At 39.3% G+C, this 23227-nt stretch carries 21 protein-coding genes and 1 riboswitch; of the genes, 1 reads left to right on the top strand and 20 read right to left on the bottom strand.

Translation table 11 applies throughout. The annotated features are described in order from the left end of the window. Nucleotides 1-45 precede the first annotated feature (45 nt). From ACX9YW_RS10910 to ACX9YW_RS10880, 7 genes are all read right to left on the bottom strand, one after another. A complete protein-coding gene (locus tag ACX9YW_RS10910; RefSeq protein ID WP_460346192.1) occupies nt 46-1122 on the bottom strand; it encodes a GerMN domain-containing protein in 1077 nt (358 codons plus the stop codon). A 129-nt stretch (nt 1123-1251) separates the two neighbouring features. After that, complete coding sequence (gene racE / locus ACX9YW_RS10905) at nt 1252-2049, bottom strand: glutamate racemase (protein WP_460346190.1); 798 nt, start codon at nt 2047-2049, stop codon at nt 1252-1254. A gap of 16 nt (nt 2050-2065) precedes the next feature. Further along, complete coding sequence (locus tag ACX9YW_RS10900; RefSeq protein ID WP_460346188.1) at nt 2066-2518, bottom strand: MarR family winged helix-turn-helix transcriptional regulator; 453 nt, start codon at nt 2516-2518, stop codon at nt 2066-2068. Between the two features lie 160 nt (nt 2519-2678). Next, the gene (gene gerE / locus ACX9YW_RS10895; RefSeq protein WP_019154738.1) at nt 2679-2903 is read right to left on the bottom strand and encodes a spore germination transcription factor GerE; all 225 of its coding nucleotides are present in this window, start codon (nt 2901-2903) and stop codon (nt 2679-2681) included. Nucleotides 2904-3098: 195 nt separating this feature from the next. After that, nucleotides 3099-3860, bottom strand: coding sequence for a succinate dehydrogenase iron-sulfur subunit (gene sdhB, locus ACX9YW_RS10890; RefSeq protein ID WP_460346185.1), 762 nt, complete (start codon nt 3858-3860; stop codon nt 3099-3101). A 6-nt stretch (nt 3861-3866) separates the two neighbouring features. Then, the gene (sdhA, locus tag ACX9YW_RS10885) at nt 3867-5624 is read right to left on the bottom strand and encodes a succinate dehydrogenase flavoprotein subunit (RefSeq protein WP_460346183.1); all 1758 of its coding nucleotides are present in this window, start codon (nt 5622-5624) and stop codon (nt 3867-3869) included. 55 nt (nt 5625-5679) lie between these two features. Then, a complete protein-coding gene (locus tag ACX9YW_RS10880; RefSeq protein WP_460346318.1) occupies nt 5680-6291 on the bottom strand; it encodes a succinate dehydrogenase cytochrome b558 subunit in 612 nt (203 codons plus the stop codon). 347 nt (nt 6292-6638) lie between these two features. On the opposite strand from ACX9YW_RS10880, the gene ACX9YW_RS10875 reads away from it, so the two are divergent. Beyond that, nucleotides 6639-7088: a YslB family protein gene (locus ACX9YW_RS10875; RefSeq protein WP_460346181.1), complete on the top strand. Its 450-nt coding sequence runs from the start codon at nt 6639-6641 to the stop codon at nt 7086-7088. 44 nt (nt 7089-7132) lie between these two features. Here ACX9YW_RS10875 and ACX9YW_RS10870 read toward each other — a convergent pair whose 3' ends face one another. The 13 genes from ACX9YW_RS10870 to pheT all read right to left on the bottom strand — a co-directional run bounded on the left by ACX9YW_RS10870 (nt 7133) and on the right by pheT (nt 23219). Next, nucleotides 7133-8362, bottom strand: a complete 1230-nt coding sequence (locus tag ACX9YW_RS10870; RefSeq protein WP_460346179.1) for an aspartate kinase — start codon at nt 8360-8362, stop codon at nt 7133-7135. A 114-nt stretch (nt 8363-8476) separates the two neighbouring features. Beyond that, nucleotides 8477-8659, bottom strand: a riboswitch (Lysine riboswitch). Nucleotides 8660-8719: 60 nt separating this feature from the next. Beyond that, entirely contained in the window at nt 8720-10492 is a 1773-nt protein-coding gene (gene uvrC / locus ACX9YW_RS10865; RefSeq protein ID WP_460346177.1) for an excinuclease ABC subunit UvrC, read from the bottom strand. A gap of 101 nt (nt 10493-10593) precedes the next feature. Further along, nucleotides 10594-10908: a thioredoxin gene (gene trxA / locus ACX9YW_RS10860; protein ID WP_460346175.1), complete on the bottom strand. Its 315-nt coding sequence runs from the start codon at nt 10906-10908 to the stop codon at nt 10594-10596. Nucleotides 10909-11445: 537 nt separating this feature from the next. After that, entirely contained in the window at nt 11446-12423 is a 978-nt protein-coding gene (locus ACX9YW_RS10855) for an electron transfer flavoprotein subunit alpha/FixB family protein (RefSeq protein WP_460346173.1), read from the bottom strand. 36 nt (nt 12424-12459) lie between these two features. Then, nucleotides 12460-13233, bottom strand: coding sequence for an electron transfer flavoprotein subunit beta/FixA family protein (locus ACX9YW_RS10850; protein WP_460346171.1), 774 nt, complete (start codon nt 13231-13233; stop codon nt 12460-12462). 57 nt (nt 13234-13290) lie between these two features. Continuing rightward, nucleotides 13291-14064: an enoyl-CoA hydratase gene (locus ACX9YW_RS10845; protein WP_460346169.1), complete on the bottom strand. Its 774-nt coding sequence runs from the start codon at nt 14062-14064 to the stop codon at nt 13291-13293. Nucleotides 14065-14093: 29 nt separating this feature from the next. Continuing rightward, complete coding sequence (gene fadR, locus ACX9YW_RS10840; RefSeq protein ID WP_460346167.1) at nt 14094-14678, bottom strand: fatty acid metabolism transcriptional regulator FadR; 585 nt, start codon at nt 14676-14678, stop codon at nt 14094-14096. Between the two features lie 180 nt (nt 14679-14858). Then, the gene (locus tag ACX9YW_RS10835) at nt 14859-16559 is read right to left on the bottom strand and encodes a long-chain-fatty-acid--CoA ligase (protein WP_460346165.1); all 1701 of its coding nucleotides are present in this window, start codon (nt 16557-16559) and stop codon (nt 14859-14861) included. Between the two features lie 220 nt (nt 16560-16779). After that, nucleotides 16780-17190, bottom strand: a complete 411-nt coding sequence (locus ACX9YW_RS10830; protein ID WP_460346163.1) for a DUF350 domain-containing protein — start codon at nt 17188-17190, stop codon at nt 16780-16782. A gap of 21 nt (nt 17191-17211) precedes the next feature. Further along, nucleotides 17212-19569 carry an endonuclease MutS2 gene (locus ACX9YW_RS10825; RefSeq protein WP_460346161.1) on the bottom strand — a complete coding sequence of 786 codons (2358 nt, stop codon included), beginning with the start codon at nt 19567-19569 and terminating at the stop codon, nt 17212-17214. 261 nt (nt 19570-19830) lie between these two features. Continuing rightward, the gene (locus ACX9YW_RS10820) at nt 19831-20379 is read right to left on the bottom strand and encodes a CvpA family protein (RefSeq protein WP_460346159.1); all 549 of its coding nucleotides are present in this window, start codon (nt 20377-20379) and stop codon (nt 19831-19833) included. Between the two features lie 6 nt (nt 20380-20385). After that, nucleotides 20386-20646: a cell division protein ZapA gene (zapA, locus tag ACX9YW_RS10815; protein WP_460346157.1), complete on the bottom strand. Its 261-nt coding sequence runs from the start codon at nt 20644-20646 to the stop codon at nt 20386-20388. A gap of 158 nt (nt 20647-20804) precedes the next feature. Beyond that, nucleotides 20805-23219 carry a phenylalanine--tRNA ligase subunit beta gene (gene pheT, locus ACX9YW_RS10810; protein ID WP_460346155.1) on the bottom strand — a complete coding sequence of 805 codons (2415 nt, stop codon included), beginning with the start codon at nt 23217-23219 and terminating at the stop codon, nt 20805-20807. Nucleotides 23220-23227 lie beyond the last annotated feature (8 nt).

Genomic DNA, 23227 nt, shown 5'->3' with positions numbered 1-23227 from the left:
CCTACCTCTTTGATTGTCATTATATAGTATAACAAAAATTATTTATTAGAAACTACCTGTATTTACTTTTTCTGGCCTCGTTACTGGTTCAGAAAGTTTGTCACCATTTTCCTTAACGAGATTTGCATCGCCATTGACCATAACCGAAACACTTTCAATCCCTTGCTGTTCAGTCAAGGAAAGAACTAGAGATGTCAGTAAGTGGTCCGAAATGATTTTTTGTTCATTGTGGCTACTATACAATGCATCATTAAAATTTAATGTCACTTTTCCGTCAGTAACTTTTGGTTTCTCAATTAATTTTACACCTGATAAAAATTCTGACACGAGCCCGGAAGCATAGTTTGGACCTTCAACTAACTCATTGACAACCGCTTCGACAGGATTAGAGGTTGAATTGCTGACACGTTTCGTAACTGGCACATAATAATAATTGCTTTCATCGCCACCAAGATAATAAACGGTGATTGGCTTTGTATTTGTGATATCGGAAACATCTGAATTATCCATATTAATTCCATTTACCCGACTAACCGTTTTACCAATCGGTGTTCCTTTAACCGGCATTTCTGTAAGTTCATGACCATTCATTTTGAACGACACACGATCGATTGAATCGAATTGTGTTAATGTCCAAGTTACCGCTTGGACTATCTTCATTTCATCTTCCTCTTTATAGTTCTTAAATTCCTTTGAAAAATTAACCGTAGCCACTTTATCCTTTACATCAATTGAAACTTGAGTATCTTCGGGAAGTACAGCACGGAATCCGTTTGGCAATAGGTCTGTTACCTCCCCGTTTTCAACTAGGTATTGTAATGCTTGGGTAGCAACTGCTTCTGTATTTGGTAATGCCATTGTTTGCGGAACGACAAAACCATTTTTATCAATTAAATAAAGCTCTGTCATGACTGTACTTTCAGCAATAACATCACCAGTCGCAGTCCCTGTCACATCATTTGTTACAACGGATTCTTGATTTTCATCCGTGTATGTTACCTCCTGCGGTGGATCAATTTGCGTTTTCTTTTCTTCCCCAAATAGCCCACAGCCTGATAGAAGAACAGATGAGACAAGGACTGCTGAAACAAGGCTCGTTGTTGTTTTTTTATTAACGGACATGAATTATCCCTCCTGAGACGGTTTGTACTAATATATATACAAGCTCTTTAAAAAATAGACCGACGCTTATAAAAGTTTTTTAAGATTAATAAAAAAAAGAATCCTTTCATATTGAACAGAAAGGATTCTTTAATCAATTTTTATTTGCTGGACAGTGTCAATTTTCCTACCTAGCCAATTCGATGCAATTTTTGAAAATATCGTGGTGGAACCGGTCGTGAAAAATTGATGAACTGGTTCTTCTAAAGAAGGGTTTAACTGGCCACTATGGTCAAGGATGGCGCTCATTTCGTGTGCAGTCTCATCCCCTGAACTAATGATTTGGACATTTTTCCCCATCACATTTTTAATTAGTGGTTCTAGCAGTGGATAATGGGTACAACCTAAAATTATGGTATCCAATCCCTTGTTTTTTAATGGTTGCAATGTTTCAGCGACCATTTTTTTGGCAATTGGCCCATCCGTTTCACCGCTTTCCACTAATGGGACAAATTTAGGACAAGCCAAACTGATGACACTGATTTTTTGCTGATATGATTTTAAAGCTTTTTCATAGGCACCACTTCTTACCGTTCCAATTGTTCCTAGAACACCAACCCGAAAATTGTTAGTCACTTTAATAGCTGCTCTGGCACCTGGATAAATCACTCCGATAACGGGTATAGGCAAGGTTTCACGTATTTCATCCAGTACTACCGCGGTAGCTGTATTACAGGCAATGACCAACATTTTAATGTTTTGTTTTAGTAAAAATTCGGTTAACTGCCATGTAAAAAGTTTTATTTCCTCTGTGGAACGCGGGCCATACGGACATCGCGCAGTATCCCCAAGATAATAAATTTGTTCATAGGGCAGCTGGCGCATTACTTCTTTTACTACAGTTAACCCACCGACACCTGAATCAATAATACCTATCGGTTGTTTCAAACATCTCGCCTCATTCTTATCGCATTTCTTGATGTAGCTTTAATAGGCTTCCTCTTAAGGCCTCTACTTCTTCTGATGAAAAGTCTTTTAATACACCCTGTAGATAAGCTTGTCTTTTATCAATTACCTCTTCAATAATTCGTTCACCCTCTTCTAATAGGTGAATGCGCACCACTCTACGATCATTAGGATCTTTTACACGCATAACAAGTGTATTTTTTTCCATTCGATCAACGAGGTCTGTAGTTGTGCTACAAGCTAAATACATTTTATTGGAAAGCTCCCCAATTGTCATGTCACCCTCTTCAAACAACCATTGTAAAGCGACAAACTGGGGTGGTGTAATCGTATAATTACTAAGGATTTCTCTTCCCTTTTGCTTAACAATTCCCGATATGTAGCGCAATTCTTTTTCAATTTCAGCAACAAGTTGTGCTGCTGCCTTTCTTTCAAGCTCTTCAATTTTCATTTTTTCATCTCCTCTGTTTATTTTTTTGTATCAAGAAAAAGGTCTAACCTTAAACATTTAGGGTGTCTACTTTTATTTTCTATCTTTTTCAATAAAAATTCAAGATAATATGTCGAAAAATGATTAACCGGCAATCAACTTACATGATTGCCGGTCAACTTTAAAGTTCTAGCTCTCCCATACGAAGGAGTTCTACAACCGCTTGTGAACGCCCCTTAACACCAAGCTTTTGCATGGCATTGGATATGTGGTTCCGAACTGTCTTTTCGCTTATAAATAATTCACTAGCGATTTCTTTTGTCGTTTTATCTTGGACTAACAGTTCGAATACTTCTCGTTCTCTTTTGGTGAGTAATGGCTTGTGAGTATATTCATTCTCCTTCAAGTACTGTAACCCTCCTTGCCTTCGCCAGCTTTGAACCGTGGGATGGGTATAGATTTAGTCACCATATCATATGTATAAAATACCAAACTAGTGACTAGAAACTTGAAAAGAGCTTGAAATGTAAAATATAAGTATTTCAAAAAATATTATTTTAAAAATGGAATAAGGGCTCCCAGTAATAGGGAACCCTTAATTTTAAATTTGGTCGCTTCCGAAGAAGTTTTTGAATGCTTGGAAAGTTGTGTCGCGGTTTAGTGCAGCAATCGATGTTGTTAAAGGAATTCCCTTTGGACATGATTGCACACAGTTTTGTGAGTTACCGCAGTTTGCAAGTCCACCGTCCCCCATAATCGTTTGGAGGCGTTCTGCTTTATTCATTTCCCCAGTTGGATGAGCATTGAATAGTCGTACTTGTGATAACGGAGCTGGTCCGATGAAATCAGATTTGCTATTTACATTCGGACATGCTTCTAAACAAACACCACAAGTCATACATTTTGATAATTCATAAGCCCATTGACGTTTCGTTTCCGGCATACGTGGTCCAGGTCCTAAATCGTAAGTACCGTCAATCGGAATCCATGCCTTAACCTTTTTCAGGGAATCAAACATACGACTACGGTCAACTTGTAGGTCACGTACAACAGGGAACGTTCTCATTGGCTCTAAGCGAATCGGTTGTTCTAATTGATCCACTAACGCTGAACAAGATTGGCGTGGCTTGCCGTTAATAATCATTGAACAAGCTCCACATACCTCCTCCAAACAGTTCATGTCCCAAGTGATTGGTGTTGTATCTTCACCTTTAGCATTTTTCGGATTACGTCGAATCTCCATTAAAGCCGAAATAACGTTCATATTAGGACGATATGCCAGTTCGAATTCCTCCGTGTAAGGAGCAGAATCAGGACTGTCTTGACGTGAAATGATAAATTTTACGGTTTTTTGTTCAGACATACCTTTCTACTCTCCCTTCTTCTTCGAATAATCACGCTTACGAGGCTTGATCAACGAAGTATCTACTTCATCGTAATGGAAAGCTGGTGCAGACTTACCATTGACAAACTTAGCCATTGTTGTTTTCAAGAATTCTTCATCATTTCGCTCAGGGAAATCTGGCTTATAATGTGCACCACGGCTCTCATTACGATTATAAGCACCAAGTGTGATAACACGTGATAATTGAAGCATGTTTTGTAACTGGCGTGTAAAGCTAGCTCCTTGATTGCTCCATCTAGCCGTATCGTTAATATTAATTTTCTCAAAACGTTCAAGTAGCTCTTGAATCTTCTCATCTGTTTTTAGAAGTTTATCGTTAAAACGAACAACTGTTACGTTATCTGTCATCCATTCCCCTAATTCTTTATGGATAACATACGCATTCTCGGTACCGTTCATGGACATAATCTTATTCCATTTTTCTTCTTCTTGTTTCACGGCGCCATCAAATACAGTAGAAGATAGAGAGTCTACGCTCTTTTCTAATCCATTAATATATTTAACAGCATTTGGACCCGCTACCATACCACCATAGATTGCTGATAATAGAGAGTTTGCACCTAAACGGTTTGCACCATGCTGTGAATAATCACATTCACCCGCAGCGAATAACCCTGGAATATTGGTCATTTGGTCGTAATCTACCCATAATCCACCCATAGAATAGTGAACAGCAGGGAAAATTTTCATTGGAACTTTACGAGGATCATCACCCATGAATTTCTCGTAAATTTCAATGATACCACCAAGTTTAATATCAAGCTCTTTTGGATCCTTATGAGATAAATCTAGGTAAACCATGTTTTCGCCATTGATACCTAATTTTAAATCCACACAAACATGGAAAATTTCACGTGTTGCAATATCACGTGGAACAAGGTTTCCATATGCCGGATATTTTTCTTCAAGGAAGTACCATGGCTTACCATCTTTATATGTCCAGACGCGTCCACCTTCACCACGAGCTGATTCACTCATTAAGCGCAGCTTATCATCACCAGGGATGGCTGTTGGATGGATTTGAATGAATTCTCCATTTGCATAATAAACACCTTGCTGGTAGGCAATCGCAGCTGCTGAACCAGTATTAATAACTGAGTTAGTTGTCTTCCCAAAAATAATCCCAGGACCACCAGTTGCAAGGATTACCGCATCTGCAGCAAATGATTTAATTTCCATTGTCTTAAGATTTTGACATACAACCCCGCGGCAGATGCCTTCATCATCAAGAACTGAACCCAAGAATTCCCAGCCTTCATATTTCGTAACAAGACCGGCTACCTCATGACGGCGAACTTGCTCATCAAGAGCATATAGTAATTGCTGCCCAGTTGTTGCCCCGGCAAATGCCGTACGATGATGTTGCGTACCACCGAAACGACGGAAGTCTAATAAACCTTCAGGCGTCCGGTTAAACATAACACCCATACGGTCAAATAAATGAATTATTCCAGGTGCTGCCTCTGCCATTGCTTTAACAGGTGGCTGATTAGCCAAGAAATCTCCACCATAAATTGTATCGTCAAAGTGGATCCAAGGAGAGTCCCCTTCACCCTTTGTATTAACCGCTCCATTAATACCACCTTGGGCACAAACAGAGTGAGAACGTTTAACAGGAACTAACGAGAATAATTCAACGGGTGTACCGGATTCTGCAACTTTGACAGTTGCCATAAGGCCAGCGAGACCGCCACCGACAACAATCACTTTACCTTTACTCATCGTGACTCACTCCTACTTTCCTCAAATCTTTCATATTTCAATAGAATCGATAATATTAGCTAACAAATGCAAATAGTGTTCTGACAAACACAAATGATGTGGCAAGGAAAATCACAATAGTCACATAAGTAGAAATGACCTGTGAACGAGGCGATACGGTGATCCCCCAGCTTACCAAAAATGACCATAATCCATTCGCGAAGTGGAATGTTGTAGAAATGACACCGACAACATAGAATGCGAACATAAACGGATTTGATAAAATATTTGCCATCATATCAAAGTTTACTTCTGCACCAAAAGCTGCGGCCACACGGGTTTCCCATACGTGCCAAGTGATAAAAATTAGAGTAATCACACCGGAAACACGTTGTAATAGGAACATCCAGTTACGGAAAAAACCGTAGCGACTTGCGTTGTTTTTAGCAGTAAAAGCGATGTAAAGTCCGTAGATTGCATGGAATAATAACGGTAAGAAAATGATAAAAGCCTCTAATAAATACCGGAATGGAAGATTTGCCATAAAATTAGCAGCGCTATTGAAAGCCGATTCCCCTCTTGTGGCAAATTGATTGACTATCATATGCTGCATTAAAAACAAACCAACCGGAATTACCCCTAGTAATGAGTGCAATCTCCGATTAAAAAACTCACGATTACCTGCCATCATGTACCCCCCTTAAAAATTAAAAGTTAATTAAGTATTAGGTATATCTATCCTAAATTCCCCTTCTATGGAAGATAAACCTATCATCACTGTGAAAAAGTTTCGACACTTTTCGTACAATTATGTGACAAATTCATTTTACTCCCATCAAGTTGAAGCGTCAAGGAAACGATTACACAATAATTTTGCTAAGATAATTATCGGAAATTTCAGAACTGTAATATTTACCAATTCAGTAATAATTATTTTTGTTCATAATAAAAATGTTCATGGATAAGGTTGAATTTTTTTACAAACTTAAAGGAAATTTTGATTATAATAGGATAATAGAAAGAGAGGAGAAACATGTGAAAAAGTTAAGAAGTATGGAGGAGGAAATTTCGTTACATGAGATTTCGGTTCCTTCATTTGGATATGAGTTAATTCGTGAAGAGCTTTTAAGTAATATTCTTGGCAAAGATGCTCCTGAAATCTTATACTGGGCAGGCAAACAACTGGCTAGAAATTATCTATTGCAAAATCTAGATGAAATATCAGCATTTTTTTCCGAAGCCGCTTGGGGAACTTTAACAGTAAAAAAAGAACATAAAAATGAATTAATATTTGAACTGACGAGTGAATTAATTAGTAGAAGACTGAAGTTGAAGCAAGATATCCATTTTCGCTTAGAAGCTGGTTTTTTAGCCCAACAAATCGAAAACCAACTTAGGATGGTCGCAGAGGCAAATGTTCAAATACATAAGAAAGCGGGCATTATTGAAATAACAGTAAGATGGGATCAGAAGGATTTATTCTAACTAAAACGAGGTGCCCTTTGATGAAGGGCACCTCGTTTTTGGGTTTATGCATTCGCAAATGCACCGGCAAGTTCAAATGTATCATGTAATACTTGTACGGCATGTAACATATGTTCCTTTTCAACGACTGTAGAAACTTTTATTTCGGATGTACTTACCATTTTTATTTGAATTTGGTTTTTAGCAAGTGCTTCGAACATTTCTGCCGCTACACCCGGATTTGATATCATCCCTGATCCAACAATCGAAACTTTTGCTAAACCGGTTTCACTCTCAACTCGGTCAAACATTAGTAATTCTTTATTTTTCTCGAGCACTTCTATAGTTTCATCCAGTGAGTCTGTTTTTATAGAAAAGGAAAGGTTTGTCGTATCCTCAGAAGTTATGCTTTGAATAATAATATCGACGTTAATATGGTTCGATGCCAGTGTGGTAAAAATGGTTGATAAGCTTGTGAATGAATTAGGCAAACCAAAAACAGTTACCCTTGTAATTTCATCTTCAAACGCCACACCGCGTACAATTAAGTTTTGTTCCATGCTTGCTTCCTCCTCAATAATTGTTCCTGCTACTCTCTCCAAACTGGATCGAACTTCCAATGGCACTTGATAATTTTTTGCAAATTCAACTGCACGCGGATGTAACACGCCTGCCCCTAAATTTGCCAGCTCAAGCATCTCATCGTAGGAAACGGAAAGTAATTTACGTGCTTCCTTTACATACCGTGGATCAGTGGTAAAAACACCTGTTACATCTGTGTAAATATCACACTTATCTGCCCCTAACGCTGCAGCTAACGCCACAGCCGTCGTATCAGATCCACCTCGGCCTAATGTCGTAATATCACCCGTTTCGGAAATTCCTTGGAAACCTGCAACGACAACAACCTGTCCAGCCTCTATTTGCGCTTGAATGGCCTTCGTATCAATATGCGTAATCCGCGCGTTGCTATGTACGGACTCGGTTGATATTCCTGCTTGCCAACCTGTAAACGAAGTGGCACTTACACCTTTTTCAGCAAGCGCCATTGAAAGTAAAGCGATGGTTACTTGCTCTCCTGTTGATAAGAGCATATCCATTTCCCGTTTTGACGGATTGGCTGAAAGTTCTTTGGCTAATGAAACTAATACGTCAGTGGTTTTCCCCATTGCCGATACAACAACGACAACGTCATTTCCATTATTCTTTTCTTCTAATACTCGCTCGGCAACATTTTTAATTCGTTCTGAACTGCCTACTGAGGTCCCACCAAATTTTTGCACAATTAAACCCACAATTTTCCCTACTTTCTATGTTGTTAGAAATGAATATGTCCTCTTCATGCAAAAAAGCAATGAGAGGCGCGCTCCCATTGCTTTTATAGACGTAAAAATATACGAAAATAAACAATTTGAGATAGCGCTCCAAGATGTTATGTTCATCTTGACAATCTGGCATTTCTTAAACGCACAGACCAGCAAAGAAAGTAATGAGTCTTTCTTTACTTCGGCGAACATTCCTTTCAAAGTTTTTCTCAGAAGCTCAATCTTCTCCAAACTTTTACTCTTAAGGCTCGCACCTCTACCCACTTTAATAAAGTGTTTAATTAAATTATCACTTATTATATCACAGCCCATTTTTGTCGACAACCATTATTCTTGCAGCCTCTTTATTAATTCCGTGGCAACATTAGTTGGAATGCCGATCTCTGTAAAATCCTCCACTTTGGCTTCCTTCATTTTTTTCACTGAGCCAAAGTGCTTAAGAAGGGCCTTTTTCCGCTTTTCGCCTATTCCTTCAATCTCATCAAGAAGCGATTGAAACGCCCCTTTACCTCGAATTTGCCGATGAAATGTAATCGCAAAACGGTGGACCTCATCTTGAATTCGTTGTAATAGGTAGAATTCCTGACTCGTCCTGCTTAAAGGGACCACCTCTAAAGGACTTCCATATAATAGCTGAGACGTTCTGTGTTTATCATCTTTTGCAAGTCCAGCCAGCGGAATATCTAATCCAAGCTCATTTTCGAGGATCTCGCGAACTGCTTCAATATGCCCTTTACCACCATCAATAATAATTAAATCCGGTAGTGGGAGGTTTTCTTGGAGAACTCTTGTATAACGACGTCTTGTCACCTCACGCATGGATTCATAATCGTCTGGACCTTGCACCGATTTAATTTTATATTTTCGATATTCCTTTTTATAGGGTTTTCCATCTATAAACACAACCATGGCTGACACCGGATTAGTCCCTTGGATATTCGAATTATCAAACGCTTCAATTCGGTGCGGTGTATAGATTCCCATCGCTCTTCCGAGATTTTCAACTGCCTTGATTGTTCGGTCTTCATCCTTTTCAATTAGGGAGAATTTTTCCTTTAAGGCAATGTTCGCATTCTTTTCCGCTAATTTAACAAGTTCCTTCTTGGATCCTTTTTGCGGTTTTAAAACCTTTACTTCAAGCAACTGCTCAAGAATGCTTGAGTCTATTTTTTCAGATATAAGAATTTCCTTAGGCTTAAAATGATTCGCTTTTGTGTAAAATTGGCCAAGAAAACTAAGTATTTCTTCTTCCGGTTCATTATAGATTGGGAAAAGCGACACATCACGCTCAATCAGTTTTCCTTGGCGGACGAAGAATACCTGGACACACATCCAACCTTTATCAACCGCGTAACCGAATACATCACGATCAGTGAAATCGGTCATCGTAATTTTTTGTTTCTCCATTGTCGCTTCGATGTGGGCAATTTTATCACGAAACTCTTTGGCCCGTTCAAAATCTAGTTCTTCAGCGGCAGCTGTCATTTTTTCAGTGAGGTCTTTTTTTATTTCTTTATAACCTCCGTTTAAAAATCGGGTGATTTCGTCGGTTAATTCCTTGTATTGCTGCTCGCTAATATCGTGAATGCAAGGTGCTAGGCATTGTCCCATGTGATAATACAAGCAAACCCGATCGGGTAGGGTAGAGCATTTTCTTAATGGGTAAATGCGGTCGAGGAGCTTTTTTGTCTCATTGGCTGCTTGGACATTTGGATATGGTCCAAAATACTTTCCTTTATCTTTTTTGACTTGTCTCGTTGTGATGAGCCGTGGATGGCGCTCGGATGTAAGTTTAATAAACGGATATGTTTTATCATCCTTTAGCATCACATTGTATTTTGGGTCATGTTTTTTAATTAGATTAATTTCCAGGAGAAGTGCTTCAATATTGGACGAAGTTACAATATACTCAAAATCCTCAATTTCACTGACTAGCCTTAATGTTTTTCCATCATGTGAGCCAGTGAAATAGGATCGAACACGATTTTTTAAAATTTTCGCCTTTCCAACGTAGATGACTGTTCCTTGGCGGTCCTTCATTAGATAACAGCCAGGCTGGTCAGGTAGTAATGTTAGTTTATTTTTAATGGTTTCATTCATAAGACTGACCACACCTTTTTTTATATTCTTTTTCATTATAACCTTGGTGTGAAAATTTTTAAATGAAAAAAGCCCCAGTTGGACTGAGGCTTTTTGGAAGATTAAAGATGTTTTTTAAGTAGGTTTTCTAATGATTCTTTTGGTTGGAAACCAAGAGTCTTATCAACTTGTTGACCGTCTTTGAAAACCATTAAGGTCGGGATGCTCATTACTCCAAATTGAGCAGCTGTCTCTTGATTGTCATCCACATCAAGCTTAACAATTTTCACCTTTTCGCCTAATTCTGCATCAAGTTCTTCAAGAACTGGAGCAATCATTTTACAAGGACCACACCAAGGTGCCCAAAAATCTACTAAAACCACTCCTGAGCTAGTTTCAGTAGCGAAGTTTTGATCAGTTACATTTACAATAGCCATACTCAATTTGCCTCCTAATTATTACTGGTAAATCTACCGTCAGTATATCACTATGACTCCATTCTTGCTATTAATTTGCTCCTTATATAAATTTCCCTTTGTGGTAGTTCCTATTCACTGTTTTTGGGCATGGGGATTCTCAAACTTTCCTGGTGGCTGCGGGTTTGGGAATGACTTTGACGATGTGATTCCCAAACTCCTCTACTGCCGACGACTTTGGGAATCAAAACCCCAATTTGATTCCCAAACCTCACTACATAATGAAGGATTGGGAATCAAAACCCCGGTTTGATTCCCAAACCGCACTCCATAACAAAAGTTTAGGAATCAAATCGTCATATTTATTCCCAAACCTTACTACATATCAAAAGTTTAAGAATCAAATCCTCAAATTGATTCCCAAACCTCACTTCACAACGAGAGTTTAGGAACCAAAACCCCTGATTGATTTCGAACTTCGCTTTAACCATCAAGATTGAGAATCAATTCCCCAACCTCCACAAAAAAATGGCCGACACATGTCAGCCATTTTCATAATTACGCATTTACCTTTAATTTCTTAAACTCTTCTGTTAGCATAGGAACGACTTCGAATAGATCTCCGACGATTCCGTAGTCTGCTACTTTGAAGATGTTTGCTTCTGGATCTTTATTGATCGCCACAATGACCTTCGAGTTCGACATACCTGCTAAATGTTGAATTGCACCTGAGATACCGCAAGCGATATATAGATCAGGAGTTACCACTTTACCTGTTTGACCGATTTGTAAAGAATAATCGCAATATTCCGCGTCACATGCACCACGAGATGCTCCTACCGCACCGCCAAGAACATTAGCAAGTTCTTTTAATGGTTCGAAACCATCTTCGCTCTTTACACCACGCCCACCAGCAACAACGACCTTTGCTTCTGATAAATCAACACCTTCTGTTGCTTTTCGAACTACTTCCTTAATAATGGTGCGTAAGTCTTTTACATTGACAGATACAGAAGAAACTTCCCCGTTTCTGGACTCATCCTTTGCAAGAACACCGATATTGTTCGGACGAACGGTCGCAAAAATAAAGTTATCTGTAAAGATTTTCTTTTCAAACGCTTTGCCGGAATAGATTGGTCGGGTAAACACAACATTACCACCAGCCACTTCAATTGCAGTCGCATCAGAAACAAGACCAACTTGTAGTTTTGCTGCAATTTTTGGAGCAAGGTCTTTACCAAGTGCAGTATGACCTAAAATGAGTCCTTCAGGCTTTTCTGAATCTATCACAGCTAATAACGCTTGTGAGAAACCATCTGATGTATAAGATGTTAATTTGTCGTTTTCAACAACGACAACTCGGTCTGCGCCATATTGGATTAATTCACTAGCTAAAGAGTTAACTGACCCGCCGATTAACACACCTACAACTTCTCCGCCTTCAGCTACCGTTTTTCCAGCAGCCACTGCTTCAAAGGAAACGTTCCGTAGAGAACCATCACGAACTTCACCTAATACTAAAACTTTTCTCGCCATTTGTTAAACCTCCTGTGAATACAAAATATGTGAGTATTAAACTACTTTCGCTTCCGTGTGTAGAAGGTGGACTAATTCCTTCACTTGATCATTAAGATCACCGCTTAGAATTTTTCCAGCTTCCTTTTGGGCTGGTAAGTAGATTTCAATTGTTTTGGTTTTCGCTTCAACATCGTCTTCTTCCAAATCTAAATCATCAAGTTCAAGCTCATCGAGTGGCTTTTTCTTTGCTTTCATGATTCCAGGTAAAGACGGATAACGTGGCTCGTTTAAGCCTTGTTGTGCCGTTACAAGCAACGGTAAAGTTGATTCGATTACTTCAGAGTCGCCCTCAACATCGCGAACGATTTTTACATTTTTTCCATCGATTTCAAGATTTGTAATCGTTGTGACATAAGGAATGTTTAACAATTCAGCAACACGAGGTCCTACCTGCCCAGAACCGCCATCGATAGCAACATTTCCGGCTAAAATTAAATCAGCATTTTTATCTTTTAAGTATTCGGAAATGATTTTTGAAGTGGTGAATTGGTCACCGTAATCTATATCATCTTCAGTGTTAATTAGGACCGCTTTATCCGCCCCCATCGCAAGGGCCGTTCTTAGTTGCTTTTCAGCATCCTCGCCACCAACGGAAATGACTGTCACTTCACCGCCATGAGCGTCGCGTACTCTAATCGCTTCTTCTACCGCATACTCATCGTAAGGGTTGATGATGAACTCAGCACCATCTTCATTGATTTTTCCGCCAGAGATGGTGATTTTTTCTTCAGTGTCAAAAGTTCTTTTCATTAAAACGTAGATGTTCATTGTTTCCCCTCCTGAAAAATTCGTCAGTTCAAAAGATTGAGATAATTTTCAATAAAATTATTTCCCTTTAAATTGTGGTTCTCTTTTTTCTAGGAATGCAGCAATTCCTTCTTGCCCATCCTCGGAGCCAAATACTTTACCAAAAAGTAATGCCTCTTGTTTCACACCAGCATAGAATTCAGAAGTCTTGGCGTAATTAAGAAGTTCAATGGCAGCCCGAATGGATACTGGACTCTTCTTGGCTATTTTTCTAGCAATCTTGTAAGCGTTTTCCAAAACCTCAGCATCCGGGTAAGCATGATTAGCTAGTCCGTATTGAACTGCTTCGGTCCCAGATATCGGGTCGCTCGTAAACAACATTTCTGCAGCACGGGCAACACCTACATATTTCGGAAGCCGCTGTGATCCTGCGAAACCAGGAACTAAACCAAGCTGAAGCTCCGGTAAACCTAGTTTAGCATTTTCAGAGACTAAACGGAAATGGCAAGCCATTGCCAATTCGAGACCGCCACCTAGTGCAGCACCATGAATGGAGGCAATAATTGGTTTTGGAAACTTTTCCATGCGTTCAAATATATTTTGTCCGTATTCGCCCAGTTTTGAAAATTCCTCTTCAGACTTCACTTCGGTAAATTCCTTAATGTCTGCCCCAGCTGAGAAAAATCTGCCTTCACCATGAATGACGATGACGCGGATTTCCTCATTTGGTTCAATTTCATCTAATACAGCTGATAACTCCTTTAAAAGCCCTGAAGAAAGAGCGTTTGCCGGAGGTCGGTTGATAGTAATGGTGGCAATCCTGTCTTCAAACGACCATTTTAAATATTCCAATTCAAATCCTCCTTTATGAAACATGGTTATTACCTATGGCCACAGCCATTAATAAGAAGCTGATGGACAGCCGGTGCAAGGGCTAACAAATCATAACGCTGCTCGTTCATCACCCAGGAAGTGATGGTTTCATCCATCGTTCCAAAAATCATTTGCCTGGCCAGTCTTGTATCTAGTGTTGGAATAAATTCACCATTTTCTTTACCTTCTACTAATATTTGGTCAACAACCTGTAAATAATCTTTTAAAACATCATTGATTTTTAAACGAAGTTCCTTATTTGACTGTCGAAGTTCCAGTTGTGTGACAATTGCAAGGTGGTGATTTTCCGAAAGAAGTTGAAAATGTGATTCGACCAACATTAATAATTTCTCTACTGCGCTGTCTTTTCCTGCAATTTTTTGCTGAATTTTTTCTACGAATGTGCCCATTTTTTCTTGAAATAGTGATATTAGAATATCTTCCTTATTTTTAAAATAAAGATAAATGGTCCCATCGGCGACACCTGCCTGTTTGGCAATCTTTGATACTTGCGCAGCATGGTAGCCATTTTCTGCAATGACTACTACGGCAGCATCGATAATTTGCATATATTTTGGTTTGTTTTTTTTCATTTATTCCACTCCAAAAAAGAGGTCACTAACGATGATAGAAATATGAATGAATAATCATTCATATTTCTATCATAGTAAGTAACCTGATTAATGTCAATAATCTGAAAAAATTATTCTTGTATAATGGACAAGCCTTATCTGAAAAATAAAGAGTCAAAAATCGACTCTAAAAATAGTCCATTACGTTTGATTGGTCAACTCTTCTAGTTTTTTCTTTTCTTCATCCACTAAAGCTCTTCTAAGAATTTTCCCAACTGCTGTTTTGGGCAATTCTTTTCTAAATTCATAGATTCGCGGGACTTTATAGGCTGCTAATTGTTTTCTAACAAACTTATCTAGTTCATCCTCTGTGAGAGTCGATCCTTCTTTTAAAACAATATATGCCTTAACAGTTTCTCCGCGATAAGCATCTGGTACTCCGGCGGCAACAACCTCTTGGATATCGGGATGTTCATATAATACCTCTTCAATTTCACGCGGATAAATATTAAATCCGCCTGCAATAATCATATCTTTTTTTCGGTCAACAATAAAGAAATAACCTTCTTCGTCCATATAACCTAAATCTCCCGTTAATAACCAATCGTTTCGTAAGGTTTGCGCCGTTTCCTCCGGCTTATTCCAATAGCCCTTCATTACTTGTGGACCGCGTATGGCAACTTCGCCAATTTCACCTGGTGGTAATGGCTCCCCTGTTTCAATGGAAAATATCGCCGCATCTGTGTCGGGCCACGGCACTCCGATACTACCTTTAACCCTTGGTCTGTCCCATAAAAAGTTTGCATGGGTTACAGGAGACGATTCTGTTAAACCATACCCTTCAACTAATTTTCCACCTGTTGCTGTTTCAAAATTTTGCTGCACTTCTACAGGTAATGGTGCTGAGCCAGAGAGACAGGAATCGATTGAAGATAAATCATATTTTTTTATATCAGGGTAATTTAACAGACCGATATAAATAGTTGGTGCTCCTGGGAATAAAGTTGGTTTTTCTTTATGAATGGTTTTTAGGGTTGTTTCTGCATCAAACTTTGGTAAAAGAATCATTTCATTGCCATCCATAACCGCTAACAGTAAGACCGTTGTCATCCCATAAACATGGAATAATGGCAGGATTCCTAAAATTTTTTCTTGCCCTGGTTTGCATTTGTACATCCAGGCTTTACACATCGTGGCATTGGCAACTAAGTTTTTATGAGTTAACATAACCCCTTTTGGAAAACCAGTCGTTCCACCTGTATATTGCAATAAGGCAAGATCTTCTTCAAAATCAAACTCATATCTCTTAAGTTCTTTGGCAGGTTGTTTGAGGATTTCTGTTAATAAATGATTGTTGCCCTCGTGTTTCACGTTAACAACAATGCCATATTGTTTCTTTTGAATAAATGGATAAATTAGGTTTTTGGGAAACGGAAGCGCCTCTTTGATAGCGGTTACAATGACATGTTGCAGGTTTGTCTTATGAATCACCTTCGATAACCGAGGAAATAATATGTCGAGTGTGATGATAATCTTTGAATCGGAATCATTCATTTGATACTCAAGTTCTCTCTCCATATAGAGCGGGTTTGTCATGACAACAACGGCGCCAGCTAATAAAGCACCGAAATAACTAATCACCGCTTGTGGCGTATTCGGTAGCATGATCGCCACCCGATCACCTTTTGTTATTCCTAATTGTTGTAAATATGAAGCGAGATTTGTAGCTTTTTCATGCAATTCATAGAAGGTCATTTCTTTACCCATAAAATGAATAGCAGTCTTGTCGGGATATTCTTTGGCCGCATTGATTAAGTATTGTTGTAATGGCTGGGAAGGATAGGATAGCGTATGGGGTATTTCATCGGGATAAGTCTTGAGCCAGGGCTTTTCTACATGCATCGGCGAACCTCCTTTTTGATTTTTCTAAAAATTCAAATTATAGATAACCACTTTTATTATAATACAGGATATTGGTATAAACAATCACAAAAAAACTACCTAGTCGAACTAGGTAGTTTCCTCTTTAGGCAAAAAACACTAAATAGATGACCCCAATTAATAAAAAACCAGCACATAAACCAATTAGTACTTTTGCTAATGTTTCCACTTTGTTCGCTCCTTACAGGATTCCTGCACCGATGACGTAGGAAAGACCAACTGAGATGACCAGTGCAATAAACCCAACCGCGCGGTTATCCTTTTCTATTTCTTTATCCACATTAAATTTAGGAGTTAAAAATTCAAAAATAAAATAACCAACTAATAATAGAAAAAACCCAAATACTCCCCAACTAATGACGGTAAAAAGATTATCATGCTGCATAATGGAGAAACGAAAAATATTAGCAACACCAAATATTTTTCCTCCAGTTGCCATCGCAACCGCCAGATTACCGTTTTTAATTTCTTCCCAATTTTTATACTTCGTGACTAGCTCAAAAATAGCTAAAAAGACGATCATACAAAGGATGACGACACTATAATAGGCTGCGGTACTCACAAACACATTTTCCCAAAATCCACTATTCATTTAAAAGTGAGCCTCCCTCGCTTATTTAAATTCAACAATGGTAACACCTATACCACCTTCGCCCGCATCACCAAATCGGGTTCTTTTTACGGAACGGTGATTCCTTAAATATTCGGTTACTCCTTGTCTTAATGCTCCGGTCCCTTTTCCATGAATAATCGAAACTCTTGGATAGCCAGCCAATAAAGCATCATCGATATATTTTTCTACACGCATTAACGCATCTTCAAAACGTTCACCACGGAGGTCGAGCTCTAAGCCAACGTGGAAGTCCTTACCTTTGACGATGGCCATTGGCTTCACTTCTTTTCGCTTAGGTGTACTCGTATATTCAAGATCCTTTTCGTTAACTTTCATTTTTAAAATTCCAATTTGCACAACCCATTCTTTATCGGAGGATTGCTCGATAATGGTTCCCATTTGACCGAATGTCAGAACTTTTACTTCATCTCCAGGTGTTAAGCTATGGGTTTTCTTTTTCGTTTTCAGTGTTGCAGACGATTTTTTCACTGTTGGTGTGGCTTCATCGAGACGTTTTCTAGCTTCAATTAGTTCATGCTCTTTTACTTCGGCATTTTTTTCTATTCTCAGTTTGCGCAGTTCTCTGATAATGTGTTCAGCTTCACCTTTTGCCTTGTCAACAATTTCAACCGCTTTTTCTTGAGCCTTCTCATACATGGTATCCTTCTGTTCATAGAAGGCTATCATTTGATTTTGTAGGTCTTTATGAAGCTTTTCGGCATTCTTTAATAGTTCATTTGCCTCAAGACGATCATGTTCAGCCTCGCGCCTACTTGTTTCTAATGAAGCAATCATATTTTCAATTTGATTCGTGTCTGCACTAATTTGCTTACGGGCATTGTCAATCACACGGTCACCAAGTCCTAACCGCTTAGAAATTTCAAAAGCATTACTTCTTCCCGGGACACCTATAAGGAGCTTGTAGGTTGGACTTAAAGTCTCAATGTCAAATTCAACGCTGGCATTGACAACTCCAGGTCGATTGTAGCCATATGCCTTTAATTCCGGATAGTGAGTCGTTGCGATTACCCGTGCTCCACTTTTTATTACTTCATCTAATATTGAGATTGCAAGGGCCGCCCCCTCTTGCGGGTCGGTCCCTGCACCTAATTCATCAAACAAAACTAGGCTATTAAAGTCGACCTTTTTTAGAATATCAACAATATTCACCATATGGGAGGAGAAAGTACTTAAGCTTTGTTCAATTGACTGTTCGTCACCGATATCGGCAAAAACCGAGTCGAAAACGGCCACTTCTGAACCATCTAATGCTGGTATTTGTAAGCCAGCTTGGGCCATCAGAACACAGAGCCCTACCGTTTTTAATGTAACGGTTTTTCCACCTGTGTTTGGTCCGGTAATGACGATGGTCGTGAAATCTTTGCCTAGCATCACATCATTTGCGACAACTTCATCCTTGGGAATCAATGGATGGCGCGCTTTATATAAAGTGATTCTACCATCTTGATTGATGGCCGGCTTAGAGGCTTTTATTTTATGAGCATATCGAGCCTTGGCAAACATAAAATCCAATTCGCCTAAAACATAGACAATGGTTAACAGTTCTTGCTCAAACTGGGCAACGAACGCTGAGAGTTCAGCTAGAATTCGTTCAATTTCGAGCTGTTCCTTCACTCTGATTTCTTGAAGCTGGTTGTTCAATTGGACGATCGCTTGTGGTTCGATAAATAGCGTTGCACCTGATGAGCTTTGATCGTGTATAATTCCGCCATAATGGCCACGGTATTCTTGTTTGACCGGAATAACGTAGCGATCATTACGAATTGTGATCAGCGAATCTGACAACATCTTTTGTGCGTTGGAGGAACGAATCATGCTTTCAAGTTTTTCTCGAACACGAGACTCGCCCACGCGCATTTGTTGGCGAAGGTTACGCAAAGTATCACTCGCGCTGTCTAGAACCTCGCCTCCTTCATCTATGGCATTTCGAATTTTTTCTTCCAGTTCGGCTAAGACCATCATTTTATTCACATATTGACTTAAGATTGGCAATTCGACAGCGTCGGCTATCATGTCTTCTACAAACCGTTTCATTTGGCGGCTGACCCGTACGGTGCTTGCTACTTGCATTAGTTCCTGAGGACTTAATATTCCGCCGATTGCTGACCGTTTTACATGAGGACGTATATTAAAAATACCCGACAATGGCACATTTCCTTTTAATCGAAACACTGTCGCGGCTTCATCAGTTTCTTCCTGTAGCTTTATGACTTCTTGATAATCAGTTGACGGGCTTAACTTATTTACTTTTTCCTGTCCAAGGGTTGAAGAGACAAATGCGTAGATTTGCTCTTTAATTTTATCAAATTCCAAAACCTTTAGAACTCTTTGATGCATGGAGGTAACACCCCTTATCTATTAAATCGGTACGCTGATGTTCATCATTTTTTGATATGTACGGATATTCCTTCTTTTATATACGACGAAGAATGGAATTGGTTTCGTACAAATAAAATTGTTGGAAAAATCCTAGTCCAAATTATGATTTACTCTGTTTGCTTACTAATCATTATGTGATTTAAATGAATGTTTTATTTTTATCACTGAGTAATGGGACGATGGTGTTTCAAACAAATAAAGGAGCTGAACCTATCAGACTCAGCCCCTACTAGCAATGTAGTCAAACCATAGTTCCTTAATTTGTTTCGAAAAGATAGGTGTATTTTTGATAACAGACTGGGCAATTGATGAATCCTTTATCGGTGCTTGGATAAAATCAATTGGAAGCAGTGCCGCAATATATAAAATAATAAAGACCAATAAATAAGCCTCAACAAGACCTAAAATTCCGCCAGCCCAAATATTCAGCTGTTTTAGAATCGGAATATGGGCGATAAAATCTAGCATCGTTCCAATGATTTGGAGGAAAATTTTCACCGAAAAAAAGATAATGGCGAAAGCAATCGCTCGGTAATAGGCATCCTCAAAATGGTCACCGTTAAAAATTGCATGTAGTGCGGTTTCCGTTCCGAAATCAGGATATGGGACCCATAAGGTCAGCTTTGGAGCGAGATCATCATAGTAGGTTGCCGCTATAATAAAAGACACAAAAAATCCTACTAAATGGATAAACTGTAATATAAGTCCTCTTTTCAAACCAACAAAAAATCCGATTAAAAAAATGACAAGAATGACGATATTGAGCATATGGAATCATTCCTTTACTTTAGATAATTCCGCCTCAAGCTTCTCGACTTGATCCTTAAGCTTAACAAAATCGTTCATTGCATTTAAAGCGGTTAATACTGCTAATCTACTAACATCAAGTGAAGGATTCTTAGAACCAATTTCACGCATTTTATCATCAACCATCGAAGCAACTAACCGAATGTGACTAGCACTTTCTGTTCCAACGATGGCATATTGCTGCCCATATATATCAACCGTCGTACGTACCTTTCTCGAATCTGCCAAATCCTACACCCCTATCAAAAAAAAGAATCCTACACACTATCATACCACGAACACCAAAACAGTGAAAAGCCACAACTTAAGACACACACACCCTTTAACGCGTTAAAGCACAGCGGGACTGTCCCGCTGTGCTTTAAAGTGCTAAAGGGTTTGTTTGGTTATGCTCTTAGTACGGCGCCAGTTTTTTGCTCGAGGGCGTTTAGTACTTGTTGATGGGCTTTGGTGACGTCTTCGTCGGTTAAGGTACGTTCTGGATCTAGGTATTTTAATGAGAACGCAATTGATTTTTTGCCTGGCTCTAGGCGGTCACCTTCGTAGAGATCGAATATGCTGATTTCTTTTAGAAGTGCTCCGCCCGCTTCCTGAATGACACTCTTCAATTCATTCGCAGATTTATCCTTCTCCACTACTAGGGCGATATCTCTGGTGATAGATGGATACCTTGGAATTGCTTGATATTTTAACGGCTCTTGGTCAGCAGTCAATATATCCCTTAGATTCAATTCACAAACATAGGTGTCTTTTAAGTCTTTATCCTTTTGAACCTGTGGATGAAGCTGGCCGACAAACCCAATTACCTTGCCATCCAATGCTACTTCTGCTGTTCGTCCTGGATGCATACCTTGAGGAGCAGCCTGGCGATATTCCACACGATCCGCTAATCCTAGCTTAGCAAATAAACCTTCTAGAATTCCCTTTACAACATAGAAATCAACTGGCTTTTTCTCTCCCTGCCATAAATGAGTATGCCAAAGTCCTGTTAAAGCAATTGCCAGATGTTCCTGCTCCTCAGGAAGAATATCCCCTTCGTTTGCTAAGAAAACAGCACCCGCTTCATAGACTCCGGTACTATCATTTTGTCTGGCCGCATTATATTTTAAAATATCTAATAATCCAGGTACAATACTTAAACGCAGCTGGCTTCGTTCTTCGCTCATCGGCATCGCTAAACGAATTGGCTCACGTTTCTCTAACGCAAATTGGGCTGCCTTATCTTCACTTGTTAATGAATAAGTAACCGCTTGAAAAAGGCCAGCAGATTCTAAATAACTCCGAACCCTTCTGCGCTTAGCTTGGTAGTCTGACAATCTTCCAGGAGTGGCTTCCCCAATTGGTAAGGTAGAAGGAATGTTATCATAGCCGTATAAGCGAGCTACCTCTTCGACTAAATCTTCTTCAATCGAAATATCGCCACGGCGAGTTGGTACGGTTACTTTGAATACCTCATTATCCGTTTCAACCTCAAATTGCAAACGATCAAAAATATCTTCCACTGTTTTAACTTCTAAATTGGTCCCAATGACTAGATTGATTTTATCTAAAGATGTTGAAACAACCGCTGGCTGAATGTCCATATGGTCCGCTTCTACTGATCCTTGCAAAACTTCTCCGCCAGCATACAATTCCATTAAATAAGCAGCACGTTCAGCAGCGGCACGAACCCGATTAGGGTCAACACCTTTTTCAAAACGAGCACTTGCTTCGCTGCGTAACCCATGAACCTTAGACGCTTTGCGAATCGTAGTCCCCTTGAAATAAGCTGACTCTAGTAATACCGTCGTAGTGTCAGATGAAACCTCAGAATTCGCTCCACCCATGACACCTGCTAAGGCAACCGGTTCTTGACCGTTCGTAATAACCAATTCATCACTTGCTAATGTTCGTTTAACATCATCAAGCGTTTCAATGATTTCACCTTCATGTGCTAAACGAACTATAATTTCTTTTGAACCTAATTTATCATAATCAAATGCATGTAATGGCTGTCCGTATTCTAATAGGATGTAGTTTGTAATATCGACCACATTATTATGAGGACGAATCCCTGCTGCCATTAATCGCGCTTGCATCCAAAGTGGCGCTGGGCCAATCTTGACATTCTTAATCACTTTCCCGACGTATAGCGGGTTATCTTCTTTAGCATCCACTGTAATCGAAATATAATCGGACGCTTTTTCCTGGGCTAGGGTCAGGGTCGTTTCCGGAAGTTTAACATCTCTCCCAAGAATAGCTGCCACTTCATAAGCTACCCCTAACATACTTAATGCATCTGCACGATTAGGTGTAATGCTTAATTCAAGAACTTGATCGTCACGATTCAAGAGTGTCAATGCATCTACTCCAACCTCTGCATCAGCAGGGAAAACGAAAATACCTTCAGAGTATTCTTTTGCTACTAATTTGCCTTCAATTCCGAGCTCCTGAAGTGAGCAAATCATTCCATTTGATTCTTCACCACGAAGCTTTGCCTTTTTAATTTTGAAATTTCCGGGTAAAACAGCTCCTACAGTCGCTACCGCAACCTTTTGACCTTGAGCAACGTTTTTCGCACCGCAAATAATCTGTACAGGTGTTTCCCCGCCAATATCAACTAAGCACTTGCTCAATTTATCAGCATTCGGGTGCTGTTCCCGCTCTAATACATGACCGACAACGACACCGCTCATTCCTTCATTTAAAATTTTGACACCCTCGACCTCAATCCCACTCTTCGTAATTCTTTCGGCTAATTCAGTCGGCGAAATCCCAGTTAAATCAACATAATCCTGAAGCCATTTATATGAAACAAACATGTTTATAC

It is taken from the genome of Pseudoneobacillus rhizolycopersici (assembly GCF_054786815.1).
The sequence above is the reverse complement of the archived record's forward strand: the minus strand, read 5'-3'. Positions and strand labels throughout refer to the sequence as shown.